We start from the raw sequence: 22,022 nt of genomic DNA, 5'->3' as shown, positions 1-22,022 counted from the left end.
GCGGCCCTCAACCCGGTGACTGACAAAACCGATCACTCCGGCCTCGGTTTGTCCGCCGTCCTATTCGGTCGGATCCTGGATGCTGAAGCTTGGCGCACGGATGCACACCGCTGCCACATGTCGAGCGCTGCCCATGATCGTGACCGCCACCACCCGCTGCAGATCGCCAAAGTCCAGGAAGATTGGCCGTGGCCGAGCCTTCACCGCGGCTGCACTGCTCGTCGCGGCCGAGCAGTGCGCGGCACTGACTACCCCCACCATCATCGCCTCCGTCACTTCGCTGCAGTGCCTGGAGTACCGAGTCGTCGGGATCTGCTTCTGGCTGCTCTGTACACCGTTTGGCTGCACGGTGAAGACCTCGCCCAAGGTCCGCCACTTTATTCCCGAGTTGGTGGTATCGAGCTATTCCGACACAGGCGGCAATCCCTGGGACGAGGTGTCCGCACTGTCGATGCCCACACCGGCGTCACAAGGGGGTGGCAACCTGATCACGCCTTCGAAGCAGCGCGATAATCTGCCCCGGTTCAAGAATGTCGACGGCATCGGGCATCCCGGCGGTTCGGCGTTGACAGCCTTTGCGCATGGCTTCGGCTATGCGTGCCCAAGTGGGGCGACTCCCCTTGCGCCATACTACCTCAGCACGCTCGACCCGCTGGCCTGGCGTCAGGCCGTTCCCGAATCCATCTACCCACAAGCGCTCATTCCGGGCATGCGCGAGATTGGCAGCCAGGCACTTAGGAACATGTGGGGCAGTGTCTATCCGCGGCACGGATTTCTGGTGCAGCCTGACGACTTCAAAGCATCCGCCGTCATGGCCCAGCGTGCCAGCGACTTCATCACGCGCGTCGGCCAACCGCATGTCTACCTGCCGCTGCAGACGATGCCATCTCCCGGCTATTGGCCGCCGCAGCCGATGATGGAGAACAACATCAACAACCACCGCTGGCAATTGCTCGCCCCGGTGATCCAGACCACCTGCGCCATCTTCCCCAGCCCGACGATCCAGAGCGCCGACGGCGCCTATGCCTGGTCGCTTTGGCGCCCTTACCACTGCTGCCAGCGGATGGGCCAGACCTTCCTGTTCAGCATCGACTTTGATGGAGGCCAATGATGAATAACCTCTCGCTCGGGTTGGTGTGCGCCCTCGTAAGTGCCGTCGGCTATGCCGCAGATAACGGCTACCACCTTGGTGACCAGGCCCAGGTCCTGGATGACCGCGTGATGTACACCATTGGCGGCGGATCGGCGACGGGGTCCCCCTCCTCGCTCTACCGCCCCAATGGCCTTGGCGTGGGCATGTCCTGGCGCGCGAACATGATGTGCGGAAACATGAACCTCTCCAACACTCTGCAGAATCAGCTCAATGGCGCCACCCAAGGCTTCCAGCAGATCATGGGCAATGTGATCGAGAATGCCACACAGGCCGTGATGTCTCTGCCGGCGATGATCATTCAGCGCGCCAATCCCGGTCTGTATGAGCTGCTGAGCAACGGCGTACTGCAGGGGCGCATCGACTTTGACCGCTCAAAGCTCACCTGCCAGGCGATGGCGGCCAAAATGGCCGACAAGGTGGACCAGGCCGGTTGGGGCGCACTGGCGCAGAACCAGGAGATGCAGAAAAACCTCGAGCAGTCCGACGGTGATGCTGTGGTGGCGGTGAAGGACACCGAATCGAACAACGGCAACAACGGTGTCAGCTGGGTCGGTGGGCAGAAAGCGGGGGGTAACGGTCAGGAACCCATACGGGTGACCTCGGACGTCGTTAAGGCAGGCTACAACCTACTGCACAACCGAACGGTCGAGGACGCATCGGCCGTCGGTTCCGGTTGCCAGAATGGTGCGATTTGCCAGGCCTGGTCGAGCCCCGAAGAGGCCTCCGCATGGGCCACCCGCGTGCTTGGTGAAACCGAGGTGGCGACCTGCGACGACTGCGAGACGCTGCGCGTTACCGCCGGGACAGGCCTCTCGCCGCTGATCCAGGAAACCTACACAGAACACCTTGAGGGTCTGCAACGAATGTTGTCGGGCACCGAGCAACCCACGCCGGAGAACCTTGGCAAAGTCTCCAGTCCTTTGCTGCAGGTCTCACGAGGCGTCATCGAGGGCCTGCGCGACGATCCCGACCAGAACCTGCTAGCCCGGCGCCTGGCCAGCGAGACCGCGCTGTCGAGCATTATCTACAAGTCGATGCTGCTGCAGCGCACACTCCTTGCCGGCAGTCATGAACCTAATGTCGCGTCGGCGCAGCCCGCCACCCACGCCCTCAACGGTAACGTCGAAATGCTGGAGCGCGAGATACGCCTGCTGCAAACGGAGCTGCAGGTACGCCAGTCGCTGGCCACCAACACCGCCAGCCTGGTCCTCGATCGCCACGCCGGCGGCGCCGACGCTTCCCGGAGCATCGATCAGCGCGATCCTGAGTCGGACCGGCTGCACCGCGCGGACCAGGGGAGGAGCACACCATGAAGTTGTTTACTGTGAAGTCCACTCTTGCACATGTGCTGCTAATCCTCAGCGCCATGGCCTTGATGCTCCTGATTGCCTGGATGGCGCTGCAGCTGACAGGTGCCCAGCTTGATTGGTTCGGGCAGGCGCGCACCGCTACGCCCTACCTCGCCTCCTGGCGTGCCCTGCTGTATGCCCTGATCCTCGCAGGCTGGACCGCGGCGTTGCGCTTGCGGCCGGCGCCTGCAGACCAGCAACGGCTCAAACGCCTGGGACTGATCGGCTTCAGCTCAATCATCCTGGTCGAACTGTTTCGCGTGTGAGGTGCAATCATGAGCATGAGCACCAACAGCTACCTCGAGTACTACCTGTCGCTGTTGGCCTGGATCATCAACAACGGCATCTGGAACACACTGGCAGACACTGGGCTGTTCGCCGCGCCCTTTGGTGCGATCATCCTGCAGGAATGGCTGTCCGCTCGCCAACAAGGCGCTGACGAGGGCAACAAGGGCTTGCTGTCGATCCCTCGCATCGAGAACCGGTTGTGGATGAGTTACGTGGTCATCCTGTTTGGCTGCATGCCGTTTTTTCCGCTGAACCTGTCCTCCGTGACCTTCGACGATACGGCGAGCCAACGCTGTGGTATTTCCATGATCAAGCCCGCCGAAACGGCCTGGGGCACAACCTTCAACACCATCGGCGAGAAATCAGCGAATGTGCCGGTGTGGTGGTTCCTCGTGCATGCCATGAGCAAAGGCATCACGGCGGCCGCTACCGCGTCGATTCCATGCGCGCCTGACATCCGCGCGATGCGCATGGAAATCGACAGCTCGCGTATCAACGACCAGGTCCTGCTGCAGGAAGTCGCCGACTTCACCCGGGATTGTTACGGCTACTCGCGCTCGCGGTTGTTCACCAATCGCCCCGAACTGGACGAGTCGCAGAGCTACGACGCGTCCTGGATTGGCTCGACGTACTTACTCAACACGACGGGCTACTACGACATCGACCGCTCGCGCACACCCAGGGTCGATTGGCCGTACGACGAGAACCGGGATACCTCCCTGCCCCGGCTCGACAACGGCGCCGGTTACCCTACCTGCAAGCAATGGTGGAGCGATACTACGGTCGGGCTGCGTGATCGTCTGGTTGCCGAAGTCGATCCGTCGCTGATGTCGAGTCTGCGCGGCTGGCTGACCGGGCGTACGAGCACCGAGATCGAAGACGCCACCCTTCGCGAATTGGTGAGCCCACGGCAGCAATCGTTGAGCATGGCGCCAGGACAGGTGTACCAGGATTACGGCAGCAGGGCCCGTGGCGGATCACTGACGCAAGGACTCAACAACCTGGCCACGAACACTGGGCTGGCCCTGGGCTCGTTCAGCAATTTCCCGGCGATGAATGCGTTGCGCGCCGCACTACCGATGGTCCAGGCCTTTCTGATCATGGGCACGATCATCAGCTTGCCGCTGGTACTGCTGATCAGCACCTATCAGCTCAAGGCGCTGATGACTGTCACGTTCGCGCTGTTTACCCTGCACATGCTGACGTTCTGGTGGGAGCTCGCACGCTGGATCGACTCAAGCATGCTGGAGACGCTGTACAACCAGGTGTCTGCCACAGACCAGACGCTGTTGTCGTTGCCGACGGCAGGGTTCATGGACGGGACGGTAACCGCGCAAGTGATCGAGTACGTGATGGGTGCGATGTTTGTAGTGCTACCAATGATTTTTATCGGTTCGATGAGTTGGGCGGGGTACAACGTGGGCAGTGGCGTCCAAACACTCCTCACTCGAGGAACAGAAGCTGCTCAGGTCCAAGCAGAGAAGGGATCCTCTCAGCTCATGTCTGGAGCCCGAAGGTTAAAATAGCCTGTTATCTGAGCGCCCCATTGTCGTCGTACAGCTCGGGATACTTGAGTTGATGTTGGGGGTGGCTCACTTCGTGAATACGAGGTTGCTTATCAGCACTAATGGGCAGAGCTGCAATGGTCCACAGAGCAACCATCCCGATCGCCAGGGTAAGCGCGACTGATGCAACCGCAAGCACGAATATCAACCTAAAAATCTGCACGCCGATTTGGCGATATTTGAGCGGCACGGAAGCCAACATGCTGGACTGCAAAACTGTCGTTTCGAGTTGGCGGAGCAGCCGACCAGCACGCACCGCGGCACGAACTAAATACTTGCCGACAGGGGTACGGCTCGAAGTAGAAGACGTTGGAACACTCATTTAATGCCTCCCTTTTCTTCTCTGCACTCGCGGCCAAGGATCCACCGAGAGTTTGGATCCAAGCCTTAGCTTACTCCTCTCCCGCTGATTTCCATGACCGTTGATCACCTGGACTGCGCTGATAATGGCGAGTGGAGCTATATGGATCTGGGCCGCTCATTCAAACAAAAAACATCGTTGACGCTATGCCGATCCGCTTGATACACCAACTGGGCAATCGCTGGTTTTCCAGCACCCCAGGTAGCCATAACCTTTGAAGCTACGTCACGCTCGTGATGGTTATCCCCAAATGCGATTCGCGTTCGGCAGCTCGCACGGTCACCGTTCCGCGGTGATGAACGCCTTCTAATCCCCAGGCTCCCTGAGCCTGCGTCTTCGATGCATCCCTACTCAATCCATTCCAGTGCTGGGAATTCCCCCGCACGGGTGGCATTCCTCCGCACCTTCTGGAGGATCTCATAATGCTGCGCTTTACAGGCTCTGAACTCCACGCCGTGTTGGCCGAAGCCGTTATCAATGGCTGCAGAGTGATATTGGTCAAGGACCACGGTGTCTACCTTATGTCCGAGATCGGCGAGAACAAACCGGATGGAGGAGGCCGCAAAAGCGTGGCCTACGCCACCGGCTGCAACCCTGACGTCGACGACTTCGATTCCTGGTGGAATCGCGCACTAGCTGAATTGGGTGGCGATGATTTTGCCGAGTACTTCGATATCGACGACCCGGTCCTGGCAAGTCTTCGTGGGACAGCAGGGTCGCTGGTGGTGGAGGCAACCTCCACGCACCTGTACCTAGCCGCCGAGGTTGACTCGACGAGAAAATCTTAAACGCAAATGCGAGTCTCAGCGTTTCCAGAGTGGCTCTGTAGCCGGGCCTCTTTGGAGCGCCTCTCGCATCAACTCATACCCGGATGGACACCGCCGTTTATCTGGAACTTGAGCCAGATAGTCTTCCTTGGAACGCCGTGGAGTACCGCGCATTTCTGGTGTCTGGATTGGAGATTGACCCCACGTCCGAACGCGTTTTAATACACAAACACTCCATGTCTCGCTGAGTGACAAGCCCGCGCAAGAACCTCAGCTGAGGTGTCGCGGGATCAGCTACCCGGAGGTTCCGATGTCCAGAAAGAAGCTCTTCTCAACCGCCGTTGTCCTGAGTCCAGGTGTATGGCGACACGTCATTGAACCTGCCCCAAGCAACGACCCCGTCAGACGGTCAGCCCAGCGCTTGGCAGCCCTGCTCAAGAGCGCCCTGACCTCAGTCCCTCGCACCTTGCAGTGTCCAATCGAGCTGCAGTTCGATCACCCACAGAGCGACGACTCATCAGCAGTCGAACACTCAACGCTGTTACAGCTGGATCGCATCACACCTCGCAGTGGCCCGGCTTTTCTGCTCATCCGGCTGCCAAGTGAGATCGCTGTAGATATCGCGGCCATCTGACACAGCCTGCATACCCCCTGTCCACTACCCCACCGGGAACCCTTCCCGGCCGGGCAGCGTTCCCCCTTCACGACCGGAGAACGCCATGTCCGATATCTACCTGGACGTCACCAACAAGATCGTCAGCGCCCTGAATCAAGGAGTCATTCCCTGGATCAAACCCTGGACAACCACAGGCTCGAGTGCTGACTGCCCTTTCCCGATCAACGCCATCAGCCGACGCCCCTACGCCGGCATCAACATTCCGCTGCTGTGGGCCGAAGCGCGCCTGCGTGGTTTCCGCCAGGATCGCTGGCTCACGTTCAACCAGGCGCGCAAAGCCGGTGGCCATGTTCGCAAGGGTGAGCAATCAACCCTCGCGGTGCTATACAAACCGATGAGCAAGGAGGCGCACGACGAAGACGGTCAGGTCGTTCGTGATGAACAGGGCAACATCAAAATGGTGCAATTCGCGCTACTGCGGACGCATTGCCTGTTCAACATCGAGCAGACCGAAGACTTGCCTGCCGAAGAGCAAATACACGATGAGTGTGACGACCAGCCGGCCTTCATTGATCATGCCCCAGCCGAGCAACTGCTGGTCGCCAGTGGGGCGCGGATTGAGCATCGCTACGGCGATCACTCGTTCTATCAGTCGGTGCGGGATCTCATCCAACTGCCTACCAAGGCACAGTTCGAGGACGTCGGCAGCTACTACGCAACGGCCCTTCATGAGCTGACGCACTGGTCGGGTCACCACTCGCGCCTCAACCGCGACGGCATCACTGGCGGGCACGCGTTTGGTTCCGCGGCGTACGCCTTCGAGGAACTGGTAGCGGAAATGGGCGCAGCGTTTCTCTGTGCGCTGACCGGTACCCAGGGTGAGTTACGTCACGAGGAGTACCTGGCGTCCTGGCTGAAGATACTCAAGGAGGATAAGCGTGCGATCTTCCGCGCCAGCAGCCAGGCACGTGAAGCCTCCGAGTACCTACTGGCGCTGCAGTCCGATCAGGCCACTGAAACGACTGAACGGTTAACGGCGTGACTTCACTCAAGCATCAAAAAGGCCCCATCTGGGGCCTTTGTTTTGCCTGCAACGCCGGTCATCCGCCGCTATAACTGGACGACTGATTACTGCAACCAGCTCTCGACGGTGTCGGAGCCGTGCTCCTGCTTCCACTGTTTGAGGACTTTGTGGTTGCCGCCCTTGGTTTCCACGACCTCACCGCTGTGCGGGTTTTTGTAGCGCTTGATCTCACGAGGCTTGCGCTGGACGCTGCTGGAGGCGCCTGCGGTACTTACGCTCACCCCTTTGGACGGATCAAGAATGGTGATCACCTGCCGCAGGTTCATGCCGTACTCTTCCAGCAAGGCCTTAAGCTTTTGTTCAAACTCGATTTCCTGCTTCAGCCCGGAATCGTTTTTCATCGCATCCAGCTGTTGAAGTTGCGCGGCCAGCTGCGCTTCCAGCGCTTTGAATTCGGCAAGCTTAGACATGGGCTCTTCCTAGTATGAGACAAGTGTGGGAATAGTATCTGAGACCCGCACTTTAGCCGAGGTTTTGATCCTCACTGCAGCTCGTCTGGTGTCCAGCTTTAACAGATCTGCCTGACTTTTCACTCTGCCAAGTATTGGCACAGGTGGCCCACAAGTTGCCGAGGTGCAGGGCTATTCCCAATTTTGAACAAAATATCGCGCTGACCACGTGGCAGCTTTTTCGCGCAGCGCTTCGCAGCTGAGCGAATGGAAACGTCAGTTCCATGAATCCGGTCGACCAGCAGCACGATCAACACTGCATCGATAAGCGTCATCAGCGCCCCTGCTCCGAAAAATGATGCCGGCCAGTTTACCCCCTGTAAAAGGGACCGGCTATCCCGATCGACCGACTAACTCGACGCTCCCGCCTTCGGATTTTCGCGTTCGCGAAAAGGACAAAGACAGTAAAGGATAACGGCGCCAATGGAAGGGATTGCAAGGGTAAGAGGCTTATCCGAAAAGGCAAAAGGACCTCCCAGGTACAAAGCAGGTATTGCGATGATGCGCTGGTGGCTCAAACATGAAAAAGGCAACGCCGCCAGCCCCGCGCCAGCACTTGTCGCCGAAGGTTACTTCTTGCCTGAGTCATCAGAATCGCTCCTTGCCGCCGATCACCGGAAGCGGCTGCTCGAGCGCATCTGCCAATACACCGCCCTTTCCCAACCTCAGTTCGATCAGCTCTATCTCGATCCAATCCACCGCTACGCCAAGTATGTACAGCAACTACCTGCCAGCGAAAGCCATCATCATGCCTATCCGGGAGGCATGCTGGACCACGGTTTGGAGCTGATGGCCTGCAGCCTGAAACTGCGCCAGTCGTACCTGCTACCCAGCGGCGCCGCGCCCGAAGACCAGGCCGCGCAGACCGACGCCTGGAGCGCCGCCATCGCCTATGGCGCCCTGCTCCATGACATCGGCAAGATTGCCGTCGACCTGCAGGTGGAGTACCAAAATGGTGAGCTCTGGCATCCGTGGCACGGCCCCCTGAACAAGCCCTACCGCTTCCGCTACGTGACAGGGCGCGACTACCAGCTACATGCTGCGGCCGCTGGGCTGCTCTACACCCAAATACTGACACCGCGCCTGCTCGACTGGCTCAGCGGTTACCCAACTCTATGGGGCAACCTGCTGTCGTTGCTGGCCAACCACTATGAATACGCCGCGACGCTGGGGGAACTGGTGCTGCAAGCTGACCGGGTATCTACCGCGCAGAACATCGGAGCCAATCCCACCAAGGCACTACAGGCGCCCACTCGGTCGCTTCAGCATCACCTGCTGACTGGCTTACGCCATCTGGTCAAGAACGAGTTCAAACTCAACCAGCCCGGGGCTGCTGGCTGGCTCACCGAAAATCATCTGTGGCTAGTCAGCAAGACCGCAACCGACAAACTTCGCGCTTACCTCCTGGCCCAGGCCGTAAGTGGCATCCCCTCCTCCAACATTGCCATGTTCGATGAACTGCAATCCCACGGGTTGGTAGACACCACGCCAGAAGGCAAAGCGGTATGGAGCGCAACCGTGTCAGATGAAAGATGGCAGCATCGCTTCACATTCTTGCGTCTCCAACCGAGCCTGATCTGGGCCGATGAAAGCCGGCCCCGATGCTTTGAAGGGACAGTTGAGCTCGTTGCTGACAATACCGTGCCGAGCGGTGAAGCTATCGAGTCGGCCCTGGATCAGCCACAAGCAACTTCGGCCCAGGAAACGCCAGAGCCCTTACCTCCGAACCATGACTTCGACTATCTCGATGACTTGATGGATATGTTGCAAGAGACGGTTGAGCACGAGGATGAGTCGAGCGCTCAAGGACTGAAATCCTCAACTGCGTCACCCCGCGAGGCACCAGGGCTGGCCTTTGTCGACTGGCTACGCGAGGGGATTCAAAGCCATCGCCTGCTCGTCAACGACTGTAAGGCAAAGATTCACACAGTCGACGGCACGTTCTACCTGGTCACACCCGGCATTTTCCAGCGCTACGCTTCGGAGCACCCTGAGCTATCTGCAGGTGACGACAAGACCGATGCATGGCGGCGCACTCAACGTCACTTTGAGCACTTAGGCGTACATCTCAAACGACCAAACGGGCAGAACATATGGACTTGCACAGTGCAGGGCCCCCGCCGGAGGGCTTCCCTCAATGGCTACATGTTGCAAAATGCTGAAACTCTTCTGAGCCCTGTCCCTACTGACAATCCTTTCCTCAATCTTACTTCTTAGCATCGCAAGGGCAGCCCCATGCGCGCGTGGAGTGCCAGCGAAATAGTTCGCTGCCCCGAAAACGACCGTGTCGTTTTTTGGAAAACGGCGAGTGGTTAGGGACTTCATCTTCCAGGCTTAACCGGCAGAACCAGCGATACGCCAGGCTCAAATGGACCTCTTCGCACGACCGACGCTCTGAGCGAATGCCGTAGCAATAGCCCACGATTAGCATGCGGATCATCAGCTCAGGATCAATCGACGGACGCCCAATCGGGCTGTAAAAATCGGCGAAGGAATGGCGCAAGTCGCTCAGATCGAGACACCGATCAATGCTGCGCAGAAGGTGATTGGCGGGGATGTGCTCTTCAAGGTTGAACGAGTAAAACAGCCGTTCCTGCCCACTCGATAACTGTCCCATCATGCTGCGTGCTTCCCTGCTGGCCAATGTAGAGATTTTGCCGCTAGCCAGACAGGGGAGCTACTTTTTCAACAGAATCGGTCGATTGCAGTCCTTCGCGACAGGCAAAAAACGGCCCAGAGTGTGTAAAAACGCCTCCGCGAACCCTTGCTATGATTTCTGAGGATTTCATCGCAGGGATCGCCCATGAAGCGCTTTAGGCGGATCCGCCCGCAACGTCTTACGGTCAGCGGCGTTTTGCAGATGACAATCCTTACACACGGCTTGTAGCGTCGCGCTCTGATGCGCCTGTAGCGTGTAGGCGAGAGCGGAGTTGTCTACAGGTAATGTGAAAGGTTGGTCGCTCCACCAATCGAAACCACGAAATGCGTTGCGAAACTCAGACGTCGTCATAAACTGCATCGCCTGACGGGCTATCGATTGGAATTCGGGATTCACATGATCCACTTCGGTAGAGGGAAGAACGCCACAACGCTCACAGATCGGAAATGCAAGCCTTCGAGCGGATAAAAAGGGCGCTGATGCCAGGCGCAGTGCAGATTGAATCCAGTCGTTTTGATCCCTTGGATCTAAGCACTGAGACCAAGACACCTTATGCCATCTACTTGGATCAAACAGACCATAAAAGTCATAGCCGCCACCAGGTCGATACAGCATGCGGAATTGGCTCGGCCGCAGATCGTGGACAGAGCAGTAGTAGTGTTTTTCGGCGATAAGGTCTGAGATCAAGTCGTCTTGAAAGACCTCCTCAAGCTCCCGCTCTTTCAGTCGTAACCGGATACAGGCTCGTAACTGAGCCTTGGTCATCCCTGCAAAAAAAGCTGCGCCTCGTGGCATGCTCTTGTCTCCTTACCATGATGGCCCACTGTACTTTGACGCACTTGTGACGGCTTAGTAAAGACCGTTTCCGGTTAGCTGCTTGCGGTCTCGATATGTCGGGCGGTAGCGGAAACGCAAGTGTGTTGGCGCGGTCGAGCCAGAGCCAGTATTGTGACGCCCATCTCATTGTCATTTTTTGGATTGCTCTCGATACCGATTTCACGGGGTTTCGAGCAGCGAAGTCCAGTGTTCGTTTTTAGGGGAATCTAATGGAAGCTCTGGGGCAGCAACTTCGGCCGGTCGCCACGCGGATCAGTCAGTACTTCCGCGACTTTTTAGACTCGGATTTCAAGCGTCAACAAGCTCCGCGCCGCCGAATCGTGCTGACCACCGACACCGGATTCAGATCGGGGATGCGTACCTCGCCCTACCCCTCCTTGGATCGCGACCTATGGAATCTATTGGGGCGTCCATCTAGCGAGGACCTGTCACTGACGATCGACCCACGGCGTTATACGCGTCCGATCAGTGATGTGCTTCGCAAAGTGATCCACGAGCAAGTAAACGCCATCCCTGCTTCATCCCTACAAACTGTACATACTTCGGTGGAGGAACTAGCCGCAGAGTCCTACGCAAAAGCGATAGAAGACCCGGAGTTGTGGGTGGAGTCAGTCCAAAACCACTTGGGCAGCAAAGTCGCCGAGCACATCATCAAGCCCCTGATTGCTCACCTGGATGGTCCACTGCGCAATCAGGCGTACTGGGTAATGGACTCATTATTCGCCGCGGAGAAGGACCTCGTTGATCGTGTCTGCGGTGACCTATCCCGAGTCCTCCCAGAGCTGCTGGCCAAGCTGCTCGCCACCCAGGACTCAGCCCCGCTCAAGGAGGCGATCCCACAGTTCCTGACTCTTGAAGGAACTCGTCAGGCGCTGATGGTGTTCTTTGAAGGGTTTGTGGCGGCTGACGCCTACCACGAATTCCGCGATCTTGAGACCTATGTTGCCACCAGCGACGGGATGCAGCTCTACCTATACATCGGTGCAGTGAAGTACGGTGGAAACCAATACCCACTCTTCTTTCTTCCCATTGAGGTACAGAGGGAGGAAAAGGGGGCCGGCTTTAAGTTAAAGCTGCTTAACCAGCTTTATACCAACCGCAAGGCTATCGACTTTATTCTGCAGGAGCTGGCTGCTGGGCTTGAACGCGCATGGGTTTCTCCGATCCCCGAACGAATCCATTACATCAAACCCGAGCAGTCCATATACGAAGAGGCCCGCGTCCTGTTCCAGCGCGTAGCCAATGCCTTGGACCTCGGTGGCAAGATCAGCCTCTCCTCCTCTGCTACCGATACCTCGACAATTGCGGTTGGGCTGTCCAGCTCTCTGTCCCTGGCTGCGTATGAACGTTCGGACGAGGCATTGCTCAACGACTACGAAGAGATCCTCGAAGCACTTAAGCATGGCGGATCGGCCGTGGTTGAACTGTTCGAGGGCATCGTTGGTGGTGTACTGCGCGAGAACCCCAAGTCCATCGCTGCTGCTGTGGAGACCACCTGGGATGCGCTTCCGATGGTGGATCGAATGGTCTTCGACTCACCGATCCCCCTGAACGAAGAGCAACGCAAAGTATTGATTGCCGTGCGACAGCCTGAAGGAAAGATCGTTGTTGTCTCCGGCCCTCCAGGTACCGGCAAGAGCCATACGATCACAGCAATCGCCGCCGATTGCGCCTTTAATCAGCGCTCCTGTCTGGTGTTATCGGATAAGACCGAAGCGCTGGATGTGGTCTACGACAAACTGTCGGAAGCCATGTCACGCGTACGCCACGATCGTGATTTCCCGAATCCGATACTGCGGCTCGGCCAGCAAGCCCATAACTTCCGCAAACTGACCTCGAATCAGGCTGTGACCCAGATCGGGGCCTACGCCAAGGCAATGAAGGCGAATCAGCCCCGGCTCGAAGAGGAGCGAAAAAGTCGGTCGGAGAACCTGAAGGAACAGATCAAGCTGACTGTGGCGACATTAGGCGCCATCGAAATGACCAGCGTACAAGCAATGCTCAAAGACGAAACCGAGCTCGCTGAGCTTGCCCCGTCAGTACTGGAAGTGTTGAAACGCGCAAGTGGAGCCGGTCTGATTTCAGAGCTCGAGAGCATCACCGAGCACCTAACGGGGGTGGAACAGTATCTTCTTGAGGTCTTCTCGGAGGGAGACTTTAACCCACAAAGCCTTTGGAACAGAACGCGAAGGGATGCATTACTGGCAGCCTTCACTCAGGAACATTCTGACGCCCCATGGGATCTGTTCGAGTCGATGTCGTCCTCCCAACTGCGCACGCTTGGCGGACTTCTAGTCAGCTATGGTCAACTGAAGATGCCTCTGTTCGGTTACCTGTTCCGTGGCGCACAGGTGCGCGAAGTTGAACGTCAGCTTAATGCCCTACCCGTCAGCAGCCCCTTGCAGCTCAAGCAACGGCAAGCAATGTTATCCAACCTCGTTGAGGCGGCAAATAAGCTCCGATTGAAGCTTCAGAGCGAAGATCTAGAAGACGAATTCGAGGGTTGTTATCGGCTGCTTACCCGAGGAAAAACGCCAAAACTCAACGCAGGCAATGCGGCAAAAGCCATGGCCATTCTGCGTCGTGTCGATACCAAAATAGTGGATGTACTGCTTGAGCAACCAAAGGATGATGCCCGTCTCTGGCCCCTGTCCGTTCGGTTCCTGCACGGCTGGCTGCGCACTCGGGAGGCCTTCGCATCGGCGCCCCAGTATGATTATGCCGGCACCAAGACCCAGCTCGAGCGCCTCAACACCTCGGTCATGAACGCACACGTAGACACTCGCCTACTGAGTTTCATGGAGAATTACCGCTCAGACGCACGGGCGCTAGCTGGCGTAATCGCTAACCGACAAAAATTTCCAGAAGACAAGTTCACGCACGTACGCGAGAGCTTCCCGGTCATCATCGCCAGTATTCGCGAGTTTGGTGAATACATGCCATTGGCCCCTGACATGTTCGACGTGGTGGTCATCGACGAGGCCTCACAGGTCTCAGTCGCCCAAGCATTACCGGCGCTACTACGCGCGAAGAAGGTCGTCGTGCTGGGCGATGACAAACAATTTTCAAACGTGAAATCGGCGAATGCCAGCATTGAGCAGAATGATAAGTACCGCAATGAGCTGAAAAACTATTTCACGACCCACGTCAGCGGCGCAGCCGACGCCCTACAGCGGCTGTCCATGTTCGACGTTAAACGTTCCATTCTGGAATTCTGCAATCACGCGGCCTCATACTCAGTCATGCTGCGCAAGCACTTCCGCTCTTACCAGGAGCTAATCGGATACTCCTCGGGCACGTTTTATGGGCACCAATTGCAGGCCATCAAAATCCGCGGCATCCCGGTCGACGAAGTCATCCGATTCGACATAGTCGATACGACAGACAAGAGAGTGACACGAGGTACCAATGAAGCGGAGGCGGAGTTCATTCTTGACCGCCTTCTTGAGCTGATCGAGGAGGAATCGCCACCGACCGTAGGCATTATCTCGCCCTTTCGTGAACAGCAGACCCTACTGTCGAAGAAGCTGTTTAATCACCCCCGCGGGGCAGACTTCGAACGTCTGTTGCGGTTGAAGGTTATGACCTTCGACAGCTGCCAGGGAGAGGAACGGCACATCATTTTCTACTCGATGGTAGCGACGGCTGATGAGGATGCGCTCAACTATATCTTCCCGGTTGAACTGAGTGACGCAGAACAGGCAGTGGAGCAAAAACTCAAGGTACAGCGTCTTAACGTCGGCTTTAGCCGCGCTCAGGAAATGATTTGGTTTGTTCACTCCAAGCCACTCAATGAGTTTCGCGGCGCCATCGGACAAGCGCTTAACCACTATGCGAACATTCTTGAGAACGCCAATAGAATACCTTCTGCCGAACACACCGATCAGTCCAGCCCTATGGAAGCCAAGGTTCTGGAGTGGTTTCGCCAGACCAAGTTCTATCAGTCCAATATCGACGCCATCGATGTCTTTGCTCAGTTCGAGATCGGAACTTATCTCAAGCAACTTGACCCGACCTACGAGCATCCAAAATGGCGCGTTGACTTTCTGGTGACGTACCAGTCGAGCAAGGGCCCCATCCAGATCGTGATCGAGTACGACGGCTTCGATTACCATTTTGCCAAGGGCAAACACGTTCACGTGGGCAATCACGAACGCTACCTGAATGAGGCCGACGTGGAACGCCAGCTAACGCTGGAGAGCTACGGTTATCGGTTCCTACGCATCAATCGTTTCAACTTGGGTGACGACCCTGTCGCTACTATTTCAGATCGTCTTTACCAGTTAGTGGAAATTGCCGTGGGTGAGCAGATTTCAGAAGCGGTCAACCATATTCAGTCTCAGGCTCAAGGCCTGGCAAACAAAGAGCTCAAACCGTGCTCGAAATGCGGCCAAATTAGGGAAAAGACGGATTATTACGATCCGGCACTAGGCGGCGGTGCTGGCGGTTTCGGCCGCGTGTGCATGATCTGCAAGGGCAGCAAGGCCAGTTCCCAGACTGGGAAAACAACACAAACCGGTTTTCGCAAAAGCCGTCGCTGGGGATAACGTCTACAGGGCGGCCACAAACGGCTGCCCTGCATTTACGTTGATCGCTGGATGTTCCTTCTGATCGATAGAAATAGGTCGATTGCAACCCTTCTCAGCAGGCAGCAATCGGCCGATTCTGTTGAGAAAGTCGGTCTTGGTTTCTATGGCCAAAAAGTAAGCGTTTGAGATTGAAATATTGAATTGTCGCGAAGACATTCGGACTCGGATTTCACATAGCAGCGTACTAAAAAGGTGCGTTCACCGATCAGTCTCTGGCAATTTGAGAAAACCGACTTTTTCAACAGAAACGTGTCTGAGACCACCGATATCGTTAGCGCAGTTGGTAGTGCAATCTCGGCACTTGCGGCCGGCGTAGCTGCGGCCGGCGTCTGGTACGCACGACACTAGCTAAAGACCAGTCGTGAGATCGCGCAGCTGCAATTCGAAGACGCCTTGGGGAAGGAATATCGCGAATTGGCCGGTGAACTGTCGAAGAAAGCTTTAATGGGCGAGTGCTTAAACGACGACGAATATGAAGAGGCCTTCGACGAACTGTATCGATATGTTGATCTGATCAACGAGCAAGTTTCGCTCCGAGCACGTGGACGCATTGTTTCGGATGTATGGCAAAGTTGGTTGGAGGAAATTGAAGCGAACTTGAATCTACTGGTATTCGCGCAGGCGTGGACCGAGATCAAGAGTAGATCCAAGGGTTTGGAGGAGCTTCGCCGCCTTGAGCGAGAAAAGTTAAAGAGCGACCCAAAGTATTGGCGGTAAGCTCTGAACCGGGCATTTGAGTTACATCGGTACGACCGCCAGGCCGCTACAACATCTCGCCGTCATACCACGCGCCTACTCCGCCTTCCCCCGCACAATCCTTCTCGCCTTCATAACCCGCCAGCTAATTTGTGCCGTTCAATGGAGAACCCTGCGACTCTCTCCAGTCCTGATCCGATCAAGCGCCCGGTTTAACGCGTCCAAGGCATCGAGGAGAGCTTTCGCCTCGGCTTCCCGGCCATCCCCCCATAGGCGTTCAGCCATTTTGTTCAGAGCTTGGATAGAACGCTCAATTTCAGCAGCAGTCACTGCTGCTTTACTGTCCGTCAGCTTCTTCTTCATTGAGTAACCGTTTGCAGGGCATTGCTTGTATTTCAGGATCTAGCGCGAATACGCCCGCCAGAACGCATGGCTATTCAGCCTTCCGGACAATCCTTCCCGCCTTCACCTCATCTGTGTAAGCAGTCAGCCGATCAGCTTGCTCATGCAGCTTTTCGATCGTCTCCATTGCCTCCAGAAGCTCTGTATCCCCGCGCTGTTTTGCAAGCCTGAACATTTCCAGGGCAGCTTCTTCGAGGGAATATGCAGCGGCTTTCAAGTCGCGGCGTAACTCTTGATTGGGTTTGTTAAGTGCCATGACAACCTCCTGCCAATCCCTTCCGCGATCATTGGCAGTGGTCAGCCTTCGCCGGCGGGACTACCTGGCCTGCACCGATTTCTTTAATCCAGCCATCTAACCGATTCTCACCTTGCTGGAAGATTGTGATCATCCTTCGAAGCGCCTCAGCGTCTGGTCCATTACCTGCGTGGCTTAGCCGCTCGGCAATCCGAACTAACTCCACGGCCGACCACTTCAGATCAGAGGCGACACCCTGCAGATCGCGCTTCAGGTCCTGCACTGGTTTGTTGAGCCCCATCATCACCCCTTACAAGTCCCCACAACACTAATCCGATATTCAGCTGCGAAATTGCACTCTACTTGATCACCCGCTTGCATTCGACCTGACCAGTCATTTGCATTCGTTCTGACCACCGATTGCATCGGATTTGACCAGCACGCTTTGTAACCATGATCGGCAGAGAACGGCCAGAAGCGGTCAGTAGCTCAAAACACTTAAAAACCACTGGTTGCTAAAGTAATCAGGATCCGAAAATAGCTCACTCGGTCGAAGGTACGGATGCTTTGCTGCCCAAGCGGATTAGTTCATTGGAGAAACACAGGCCGACGATGATCAGTGCCGCTCCCGCGTACAGGCTTTCGCGCGGTACTTCATTGAGCGCCACAAACGCCAGCAGGGCGGCGAACAGCGGCTCGGTCAGTTCCAGCGCCTGCACTTGGGATGGCTTGAGATACTCGATGGCCTTGGTGGTGCAGAAGAAGCCCAGGATTGTCGGCAGCGCGGCCAGCGCCAGCAGCGCGGCCAGCGCCAGCAGCGCGGCGATCGCCAGCGGCGACAGCTCGCCGATCACGAAATCATCGGCCGCGGCCGGCATCAGCAGGTACAGGCTGCCAAAGAACAACAATTGTCGGGTGAAGTGCAGCCCCCCCGACACGCCCATCCGCTTCATGGCAACCGAAAACGCCCCATAGCCGCAGCCGGCCATGGAGGCTAGCGCAGCACCTTGCAGGGTAAAGCCCTGCTGCAGGTCGGCGCCGAAGATCACCGCGATCCCGGCGATAGCCAGTGCGGCGCCCACGGTCGCGTTCGCGGTGATGGCATCTTTGAGAAAAATGCGCCCCAGAATGATCGAGGAAATTGAGGCACTGGCCATCAGCACCACCACCACACCTGCCGCAGCGTAGTGTCGATAGGCGGACGTTTCGAAATGGAACAGCACAAAGATGCCAAGGAATGCGCAGATAGCCGCCTGAGTCCATTTGGTCGACGCCGCCGGGCGCTTGAGGACAAATAATAAGATCGAGAGCAGCACGCATCCCAGTACGGTCTTGATGACAGCGACACTGCTAGCGGTGAAACCATTACTCATGAGTACTTTGCTGAGTACACCGATCGTAGCGTTCAGTGCCGCAGCGGAGAGTGCAAATATGACGCCTTTGCTGAAAGTAGATTGCATTGATGACGATCCCTGTCGCTGAATTGTCGTTCGATAGAATGCCGCCCTACATCGACGGCGCAAAGTTTGAGGATACGAAGATCCCATCGACCCCAGTATTTATTGTGGCATAAGCTGGATCGTCCAGTAGGATGCCATTCGCCTTCTTGTCGCCGCCAAGGGAGAAGTCAGAGGGCCTGGCCCTTGGCTATGCAATTTGAGTTGACGAACATTGCAGTGTGCTGCAAAGACTGACGTATATCCGGTTTGGATATTCCATGCATATTGGCAAATTGCTCGACCGCCGCTGTATCAAAACGAGTGGTCTGGATAAAGTCCAAGGCTTCGGGTTTTGTATTCAAAAACCGCGCGACGGGAGGAATACTCAGTAGCAACTTCAACAATCGGAGTGAAATGTAATGCTTGGGAGACTTTAAGCCCAAAGGTTGTGCCACCTGTACCAGGAGTTCTCGCAAGTTCGGTGTTTGGTCATCAAGCGCCAGCAGTTCCTGGCCCACCATGGCAGGATCAAAAGCACAAACCGCCACCAGCTCAACCAGGTAATCCACGGTGACCAGTGGCAGCCAGTGCTCGGCGGTACCGGGCACTGCAGTCAGCTTTCTCTGCACAAGGTTTCGTATCAGCTCCACCAGCGGCTGACCGTCAAGGATATGCCCAGTGCGGCTGTGGCCACAAACCGTCGCGGGGTGGACAACGGTAATCTCCCCGCCCTTGGTGGACATGACCTCCAGGGTCGCAAAATGCGCCTCCAGCTTGCTCCCCTCGTAACCACCGACATGTCGGTAGACGGCAGGCCAATTCGTCAGCTCCGGATAACGAGGATCAATTCCGATGCGTTGCAGATGTTCATGATTTTTCAGCATGTAGCCGCCGATCATCACTAGCCGGCTTTTTTGCTCAGCCGCCAACAGCGCCACGCGCTTTGCCCCTTCCACATTTACCGCACGAGAATGCTCCACTGAAAGCCCCCATGCGAAGTGGGCGCCCAGGTGGAATACGACGCTGGCGTGCCTTAGTACTTCTCGGTCAGCAAGACTCAGCCCGAGGTTGTCCCGTTCCAGATCGCCAGCTACGGCAAATACCCGGGTTGCACACCCTCCCAAATTGTCGACTTGCTCACGCAGTGCAGCTAGTCGCTCCGGGCGACGCATCAACACCCGAATGGTGTGACCTTTTGCACTCAGGTTCGCCACCAAATGTTGACCGATGAAACCGGTACCCCCCGTGACAAAGCACTCCACGCTCATTTCCCTGTTCCTTGTTTAAGGTGAGGAACCAAGCGTAAACTATCAACCCAACTCTATGGTCAAGCGGTGTTTTCATGAAAATCGGCGAACTCGAGGCCCGCAGCGGTGCCAGCCGCCATACGCTACGTTACTACGAGCAAATCGGCCTGATCTCACCACAGCGGCGAACTAACAACTATCGCGATTACACAGCGCAAACTCTGCAGGATCTGGACTTTATCCAGCGCGCGCAAAGCATGGGGTTTTCCCTGGGGGAAATAGGCGAGATTCTGGATGCGCAACGGAACAAGCTGATCGATTGTGCTGACGGCGCCAAGCTAATTGAAAAGAAGATGGCGGAAATCAAACAGAAAATCGCCAACCTCCAAAGTATTTATCGGTATCTGGATGAAGAGCGTGCAAACCTCGAAGCCAGTGCTGCCAAACAACTTGAGCTTCAGCAGTTGAACAACTCTTCCAACTGAACGGTCAGCATCTAGAGAGCGGAAGCTGCAGCCTGCTTCAAGTTTCAAGTTTCAAGTTTCAAGTTTCAAGTTTCAAGTCCCCTTATGCATTTTCTAAAGCCTTCTGGCCAGGCCCTGGACAGCAAACGTCCGCCCAACAGACCTTGCGTGGTTAAACGGGCGCCCATCTATGCGGCAGCAACTCGGTAATCTGTATCCGTCCGGCGGTGTCCTCTAGCCCGCCCTGAAAAGCTATGGTATCCGTCCTTTGGGCGAGTCGGCGAAACAGAGTGACTCGTCTTCTCACCTGCTACACCGGAGCACGCTAAACCTAGGTCAGATTCAACCCGCCGTCTGAGAGGAGTATCTCGCCGGTTAAGTAGTCCGACTCGACCAGCATTACAACAGCTTTTGCGATGTCGTCTGGGCTAGCGGCCCTGCGCATAGGTGCACGAGTTCGCCACAACTCTTGAGCACCTGTCCACTCTGCGGTCAGAGGCGTGTCGACCAAGCCAGGCGCCACAGCGTTTACGCGAATTTCTGGCCCCAGCGATACCGCGAGCAAGCGGGTCATGTGATTAAGCGCAGCTTTGCTTACCGCATAGGGAATCGATGCACCCTTAGGACGGATACCGGCATGCGAACTGATGTTTACGACGCAACCTGCTCGACGGTCACGGGCGGCATCGCGTAATGCCGACTCGGCCAATGCGACTAGGTGGAACGGCGCCACGACATTAACCTCGTTAAGTTCGTGCCACACCGTCGAGTTGGCCGAGGCAAGGTCGCAGTGCGGAATGACTCTGCTAATACCGGCGTTATTGACCAATACGTCGAGCTGCCCCCACGCGGCGATCGCCTCGTTAATAAGCCTGACCCTGTCAGCTTCGAAAGCAAGATCAGCTTGCACGTAAATAGCCTGCTTCATTTCGGCAACCATTGCGCGTCCCGCATCCGCAGAATTTCGCGAATGGAGCACCACCGCATAGCCTGCACGGCTTAGTACACGTGCAATGGCTGCGCCGATACCGGAAGTGGATCCTGTAACCAACGCGACGCGTAATACGTTATCGATTGTCGGATTGGGTTTCATATGGATATCTCGAATTGGTTGCTAAAAAGCCATCACCGTAGCACCAAGCGGGCAACGTCGGCGTCTGGCGGTCACGATAGGCAGGTATCCATTTTCAAATCAGGTTGGCGCTTATTCTGCGGCGCAAAGCTACGCTTTTCATTGAGACGTCCGGCTGTACGTATTCTTGGACGACTTGGGCTTTAAAAGGTTTGGGGCAAGAAGTTCTCTGACGCATGGAAATCCTGGCGATAATGGCGAAGGTGTCCACGTACTTTTAAGTGAAAAACACCGCCTTTGTCACAGCTATCGGCTAGGTTTATGCGTCCGACACCACGCCTTGCGTGATGAAACCGGTTGCCACTTATGCGGCAACAATTGATCGACTTCACTCACCCGCTGCGTCGGCAGGCGCGTGAGCACGCCCTTTAAATACGCATACGGTTCATGGATGTTAAGCCGTGCCGACTGGTTCAAACTGATAATCGCAGCCGCACCTTTGCCGCTACGTAAGGAGCCCGGGAATAGCCAGTTTGAAAGCCCAAAAAGCCCATGGCCGGATTTGATTTCCCCATCAGTGAATTGCTCCGGATTTGCTAGACACATAATGTCTGCTTTGGGTTGATTCTGTTGAAAAAGTCGGATTTTCAGCTGGCCTGAACTAAGGCACGACCACCATCGGAGAACCTACTCACCACATCGAGTGGTTTCTCGGCTCTTCGTTGACCTTTGCTGCTCTGTTATTGGGTT

Annotated in this window: 20 protein-coding genes and 2 pseudogenes; 10 read left to right on the top strand and 12 right to left on the bottom strand. The window is 56.4% G+C overall.

Annotated elements, in window-relative coordinates; genetic code table 11:
* Window positions 1-133: 133 nt before the first annotated feature.
* From KW840_RS21850 to KW840_RS21835, 4 genes are read left to right on the top strand one after another with little or no spacing between them, the layout of a single operon-like run.
* A complete protein-coding gene (locus tag KW840_RS21850; RefSeq protein WP_218497801.1) occupies window positions 134-1,111 on the top strand; it encodes a TIGR03756 family integrating conjugative element protein in 978 nt (325 codons plus the stop codon).
* The gene (locus KW840_RS21845) at window positions 1,111-2,466 is read left to right on the top strand and encodes an integrating conjugative element protein (RefSeq protein WP_218497800.1); all 1,356 of its coding nucleotides are present in this window, start codon (window positions 1,111-1,113) and stop codon (window positions 2,464-2,466) included. Before KW840_RS21850 ends, KW840_RS21845 begins: the two co-directional genes overlap by 1 nt.
* Entirely contained in the window at window positions 2,463-2,768 is a 306-nt protein-coding gene (locus KW840_RS21840) for a hypothetical protein (RefSeq protein ID WP_218497799.1), read from the top strand. Before KW840_RS21845 ends, KW840_RS21840 begins: the two co-directional genes overlap by 4 nt.
* Before the next feature lie 9 nt (window positions 2,769-2,777).
* Window positions 2,778-4,316 (top strand): conjugal transfer protein TraG N-terminal domain-containing protein, encoded by a 1,539-nt coding sequence (locus tag KW840_RS21835; protein ID WP_218497798.1) that lies wholly within the window; start codon window positions 2,778-2,780, stop codon window positions 4,314-4,316.
* Window positions 4,317-4,320: 4 nt separating this feature from the next.
* On the opposite strand, the gene KW840_RS21830 is transcribed toward KW840_RS21835, so the two are convergent.
* Window positions 4,321-4,677 (bottom strand): hypothetical protein, encoded by a 357-nt coding sequence (locus KW840_RS21830; RefSeq protein WP_218497797.1) that lies wholly within the window; start codon window positions 4,675-4,677, stop codon window positions 4,321-4,323.
* Window positions 4,678-5,138: 461 nt separating this feature from the next.
* On the opposite strand from KW840_RS21830, the gene KW840_RS21825 reads away from it, so the two are divergent.
* Complete coding sequence (locus KW840_RS21825; RefSeq protein ID WP_218497796.1) at window positions 5,139-5,504, top strand: DUF3085 domain-containing protein; 366 nt, start codon at window positions 5,139-5,141, stop codon at window positions 5,502-5,504.
* Between the two features lie 698 nt (window positions 5,505-6,202).
* Complete coding sequence (locus tag KW840_RS21820) at window positions 6,203-7,141, top strand: ArdC family protein (protein WP_218497795.1); 939 nt, start codon at window positions 6,203-6,205, stop codon at window positions 7,139-7,141.
* Between the two features lie 86 nt (window positions 7,142-7,227).
* On the opposite strand, the gene KW840_RS21815 is transcribed toward KW840_RS21820, so the two are convergent.
* Window positions 7,228-7,593 carry a histone-like nucleoid-structuring protein, MvaT/MvaU family gene (locus tag KW840_RS21815; protein ID WP_218497794.1) on the bottom strand — a complete coding sequence of 122 codons (366 nt, stop codon included), beginning with the start codon at window positions 7,591-7,593 and terminating at the stop codon, window positions 7,228-7,230.
* A 119-nt stretch (window positions 7,594-7,712) separates the two neighbouring features.
* Entirely contained in the window at window positions 7,713-7,907 is a 195-nt protein-coding gene (locus tag KW840_RS21810; protein ID WP_218497793.1) for a hypothetical protein, read from the bottom strand.
* Between the two features lie 223 nt (window positions 7,908-8,130).
* Between KW840_RS21810 and mobH the strand changes: the two genes are divergently transcribed.
* The gene (mobH, locus tag KW840_RS21805; RefSeq protein ID WP_218497792.1) at window positions 8,131-9,849 is read left to right on the top strand and encodes a MobH family relaxase; all 1,719 of its coding nucleotides are present in this window, start codon (window positions 8,131-8,133) and stop codon (window positions 9,847-9,849) included.
* A gap of 37 nt (window positions 9,850-9,886) precedes the next feature.
* On the opposite strand, the pseudogene KW840_RS21800 reads toward mobH, so the two are convergent.
* Window positions 9,887-10,252: pseudogene (locus tag KW840_RS21800) on the bottom strand (transposase); the annotation flags it as partial.
* A 165-nt stretch (window positions 10,253-10,417) separates the two neighbouring features.
* Complete coding sequence (locus KW840_RS21795; RefSeq protein WP_218497791.1) at window positions 10,418-11,086, bottom strand: hypothetical protein; 669 nt, start codon at window positions 11,084-11,086, stop codon at window positions 10,418-10,420.
* A 251-nt stretch (window positions 11,087-11,337) separates the two neighbouring features.
* On the opposite strand from KW840_RS21795, the gene KW840_RS21790 reads away from it, so the two are divergent.
* Together KW840_RS21790 and KW840_RS21785 are read left to right on the top strand one after the other, a co-directional pair.
* A complete protein-coding gene (locus KW840_RS21790; protein ID WP_218497790.1) occupies window positions 11,338-15,675 on the top strand; it encodes an AAA domain-containing protein in 4,338 nt (1,445 codons plus the stop codon).
* Between the two features lie 456 nt (window positions 15,676-16,131).
* On the top strand, window positions 16,132-16,434 hold the full coding sequence (locus tag KW840_RS21785; RefSeq protein ID WP_218497789.1) for a hypothetical protein: 303 nt from the start codon (window positions 16,132-16,134) through the stop codon (window positions 16,432-16,434).
* Between the two features lie 138 nt (window positions 16,435-16,572).
* Here the strand turns inward: KW840_RS21785 and KW840_RS21780 are convergent, their stop codons facing one another.
* The 5 genes from KW840_RS21780 to KW840_RS21765 form a co-directional block, all read right to left on the bottom strand.
* Window positions 16,573-16,776 carry a hypothetical protein gene (locus tag KW840_RS21780; protein WP_218497788.1) on the bottom strand — a complete coding sequence of 68 codons (204 nt, stop codon included), beginning with the start codon at window positions 16,774-16,776 and terminating at the stop codon, window positions 16,573-16,575.
* 70 nt (window positions 16,777-16,846) lie between these two features.
* Window positions 16,847-17,071 (bottom strand): hypothetical protein, encoded by a 225-nt coding sequence (locus KW840_RS21775; RefSeq protein WP_008019294.1) that lies wholly within the window; start codon window positions 17,069-17,071, stop codon window positions 16,847-16,849.
* 28 nt (window positions 17,072-17,099) lie between these two features.
* Window positions 17,100-17,351 (bottom strand): hypothetical protein, encoded by a 252-nt coding sequence (locus tag KW840_RS28665; protein ID WP_223510980.1) that lies wholly within the window; start codon window positions 17,349-17,351, stop codon window positions 17,100-17,102.
* A gap of 241 nt (window positions 17,352-17,592) precedes the next feature.
* A complete protein-coding gene (locus KW840_RS21770; protein WP_218497787.1) occupies window positions 17,593-18,510 on the bottom strand; it encodes a DMT family transporter in 918 nt (305 codons plus the stop codon).
* Between the two features lie 167 nt (window positions 18,511-18,677).
* Window positions 18,678-19,757: an SDR family oxidoreductase gene (locus KW840_RS21765; protein WP_218497786.1), complete on the bottom strand. Its 1,080-nt coding sequence runs from the start codon at window positions 19,755-19,757 to the stop codon at window positions 18,678-18,680.
* Between the two features lie 74 nt (window positions 19,758-19,831).
* On the opposite strand from KW840_RS21765, the gene KW840_RS21760 reads away from it, so the two are divergent.
* Window positions 19,832-20,221: a MerR family transcriptional regulator gene (locus KW840_RS21760; protein ID WP_218497785.1), complete on the top strand. Its 390-nt coding sequence runs from the start codon at window positions 19,832-19,834 to the stop codon at window positions 20,219-20,221.
* A 310-nt stretch (window positions 20,222-20,531) separates the two neighbouring features.
* On the opposite strand, the gene KW840_RS21755 is transcribed toward KW840_RS21760, so the two are convergent.
* Both KW840_RS21755 and KW840_RS21750 read right to left on the bottom strand, forming a co-directional pair.
* Window positions 20,532-21,293, bottom strand: a complete 762-nt coding sequence (locus KW840_RS21755; RefSeq protein ID WP_110625626.1) for an SDR family NAD(P)-dependent oxidoreductase — start codon at window positions 21,291-21,293, stop codon at window positions 20,532-20,534.
* Between the two features lie 285 nt (window positions 21,294-21,578).
* A pseudogene (locus KW840_RS21750) lies at window positions 21,579-21,840 on the bottom strand (transposase domain-containing protein); the annotation flags it as partial.
* Window positions 21,841-22,022 lie beyond the last annotated feature (182 nt).

Origin of the sequence: Pseudomonas sp. PDM30 (assembly GCF_019218985.1) — a bacterium.
Lineage (GTDB): Bacteria > Pseudomonadota > Gammaproteobacteria > Pseudomonadales > Pseudomonadaceae > Aquipseudomonas > Aquipseudomonas jessenii.
The sequence above is the reverse complement of the archived record's forward strand: the minus strand, read 5'-3'. Positions and strand labels throughout refer to the sequence as shown.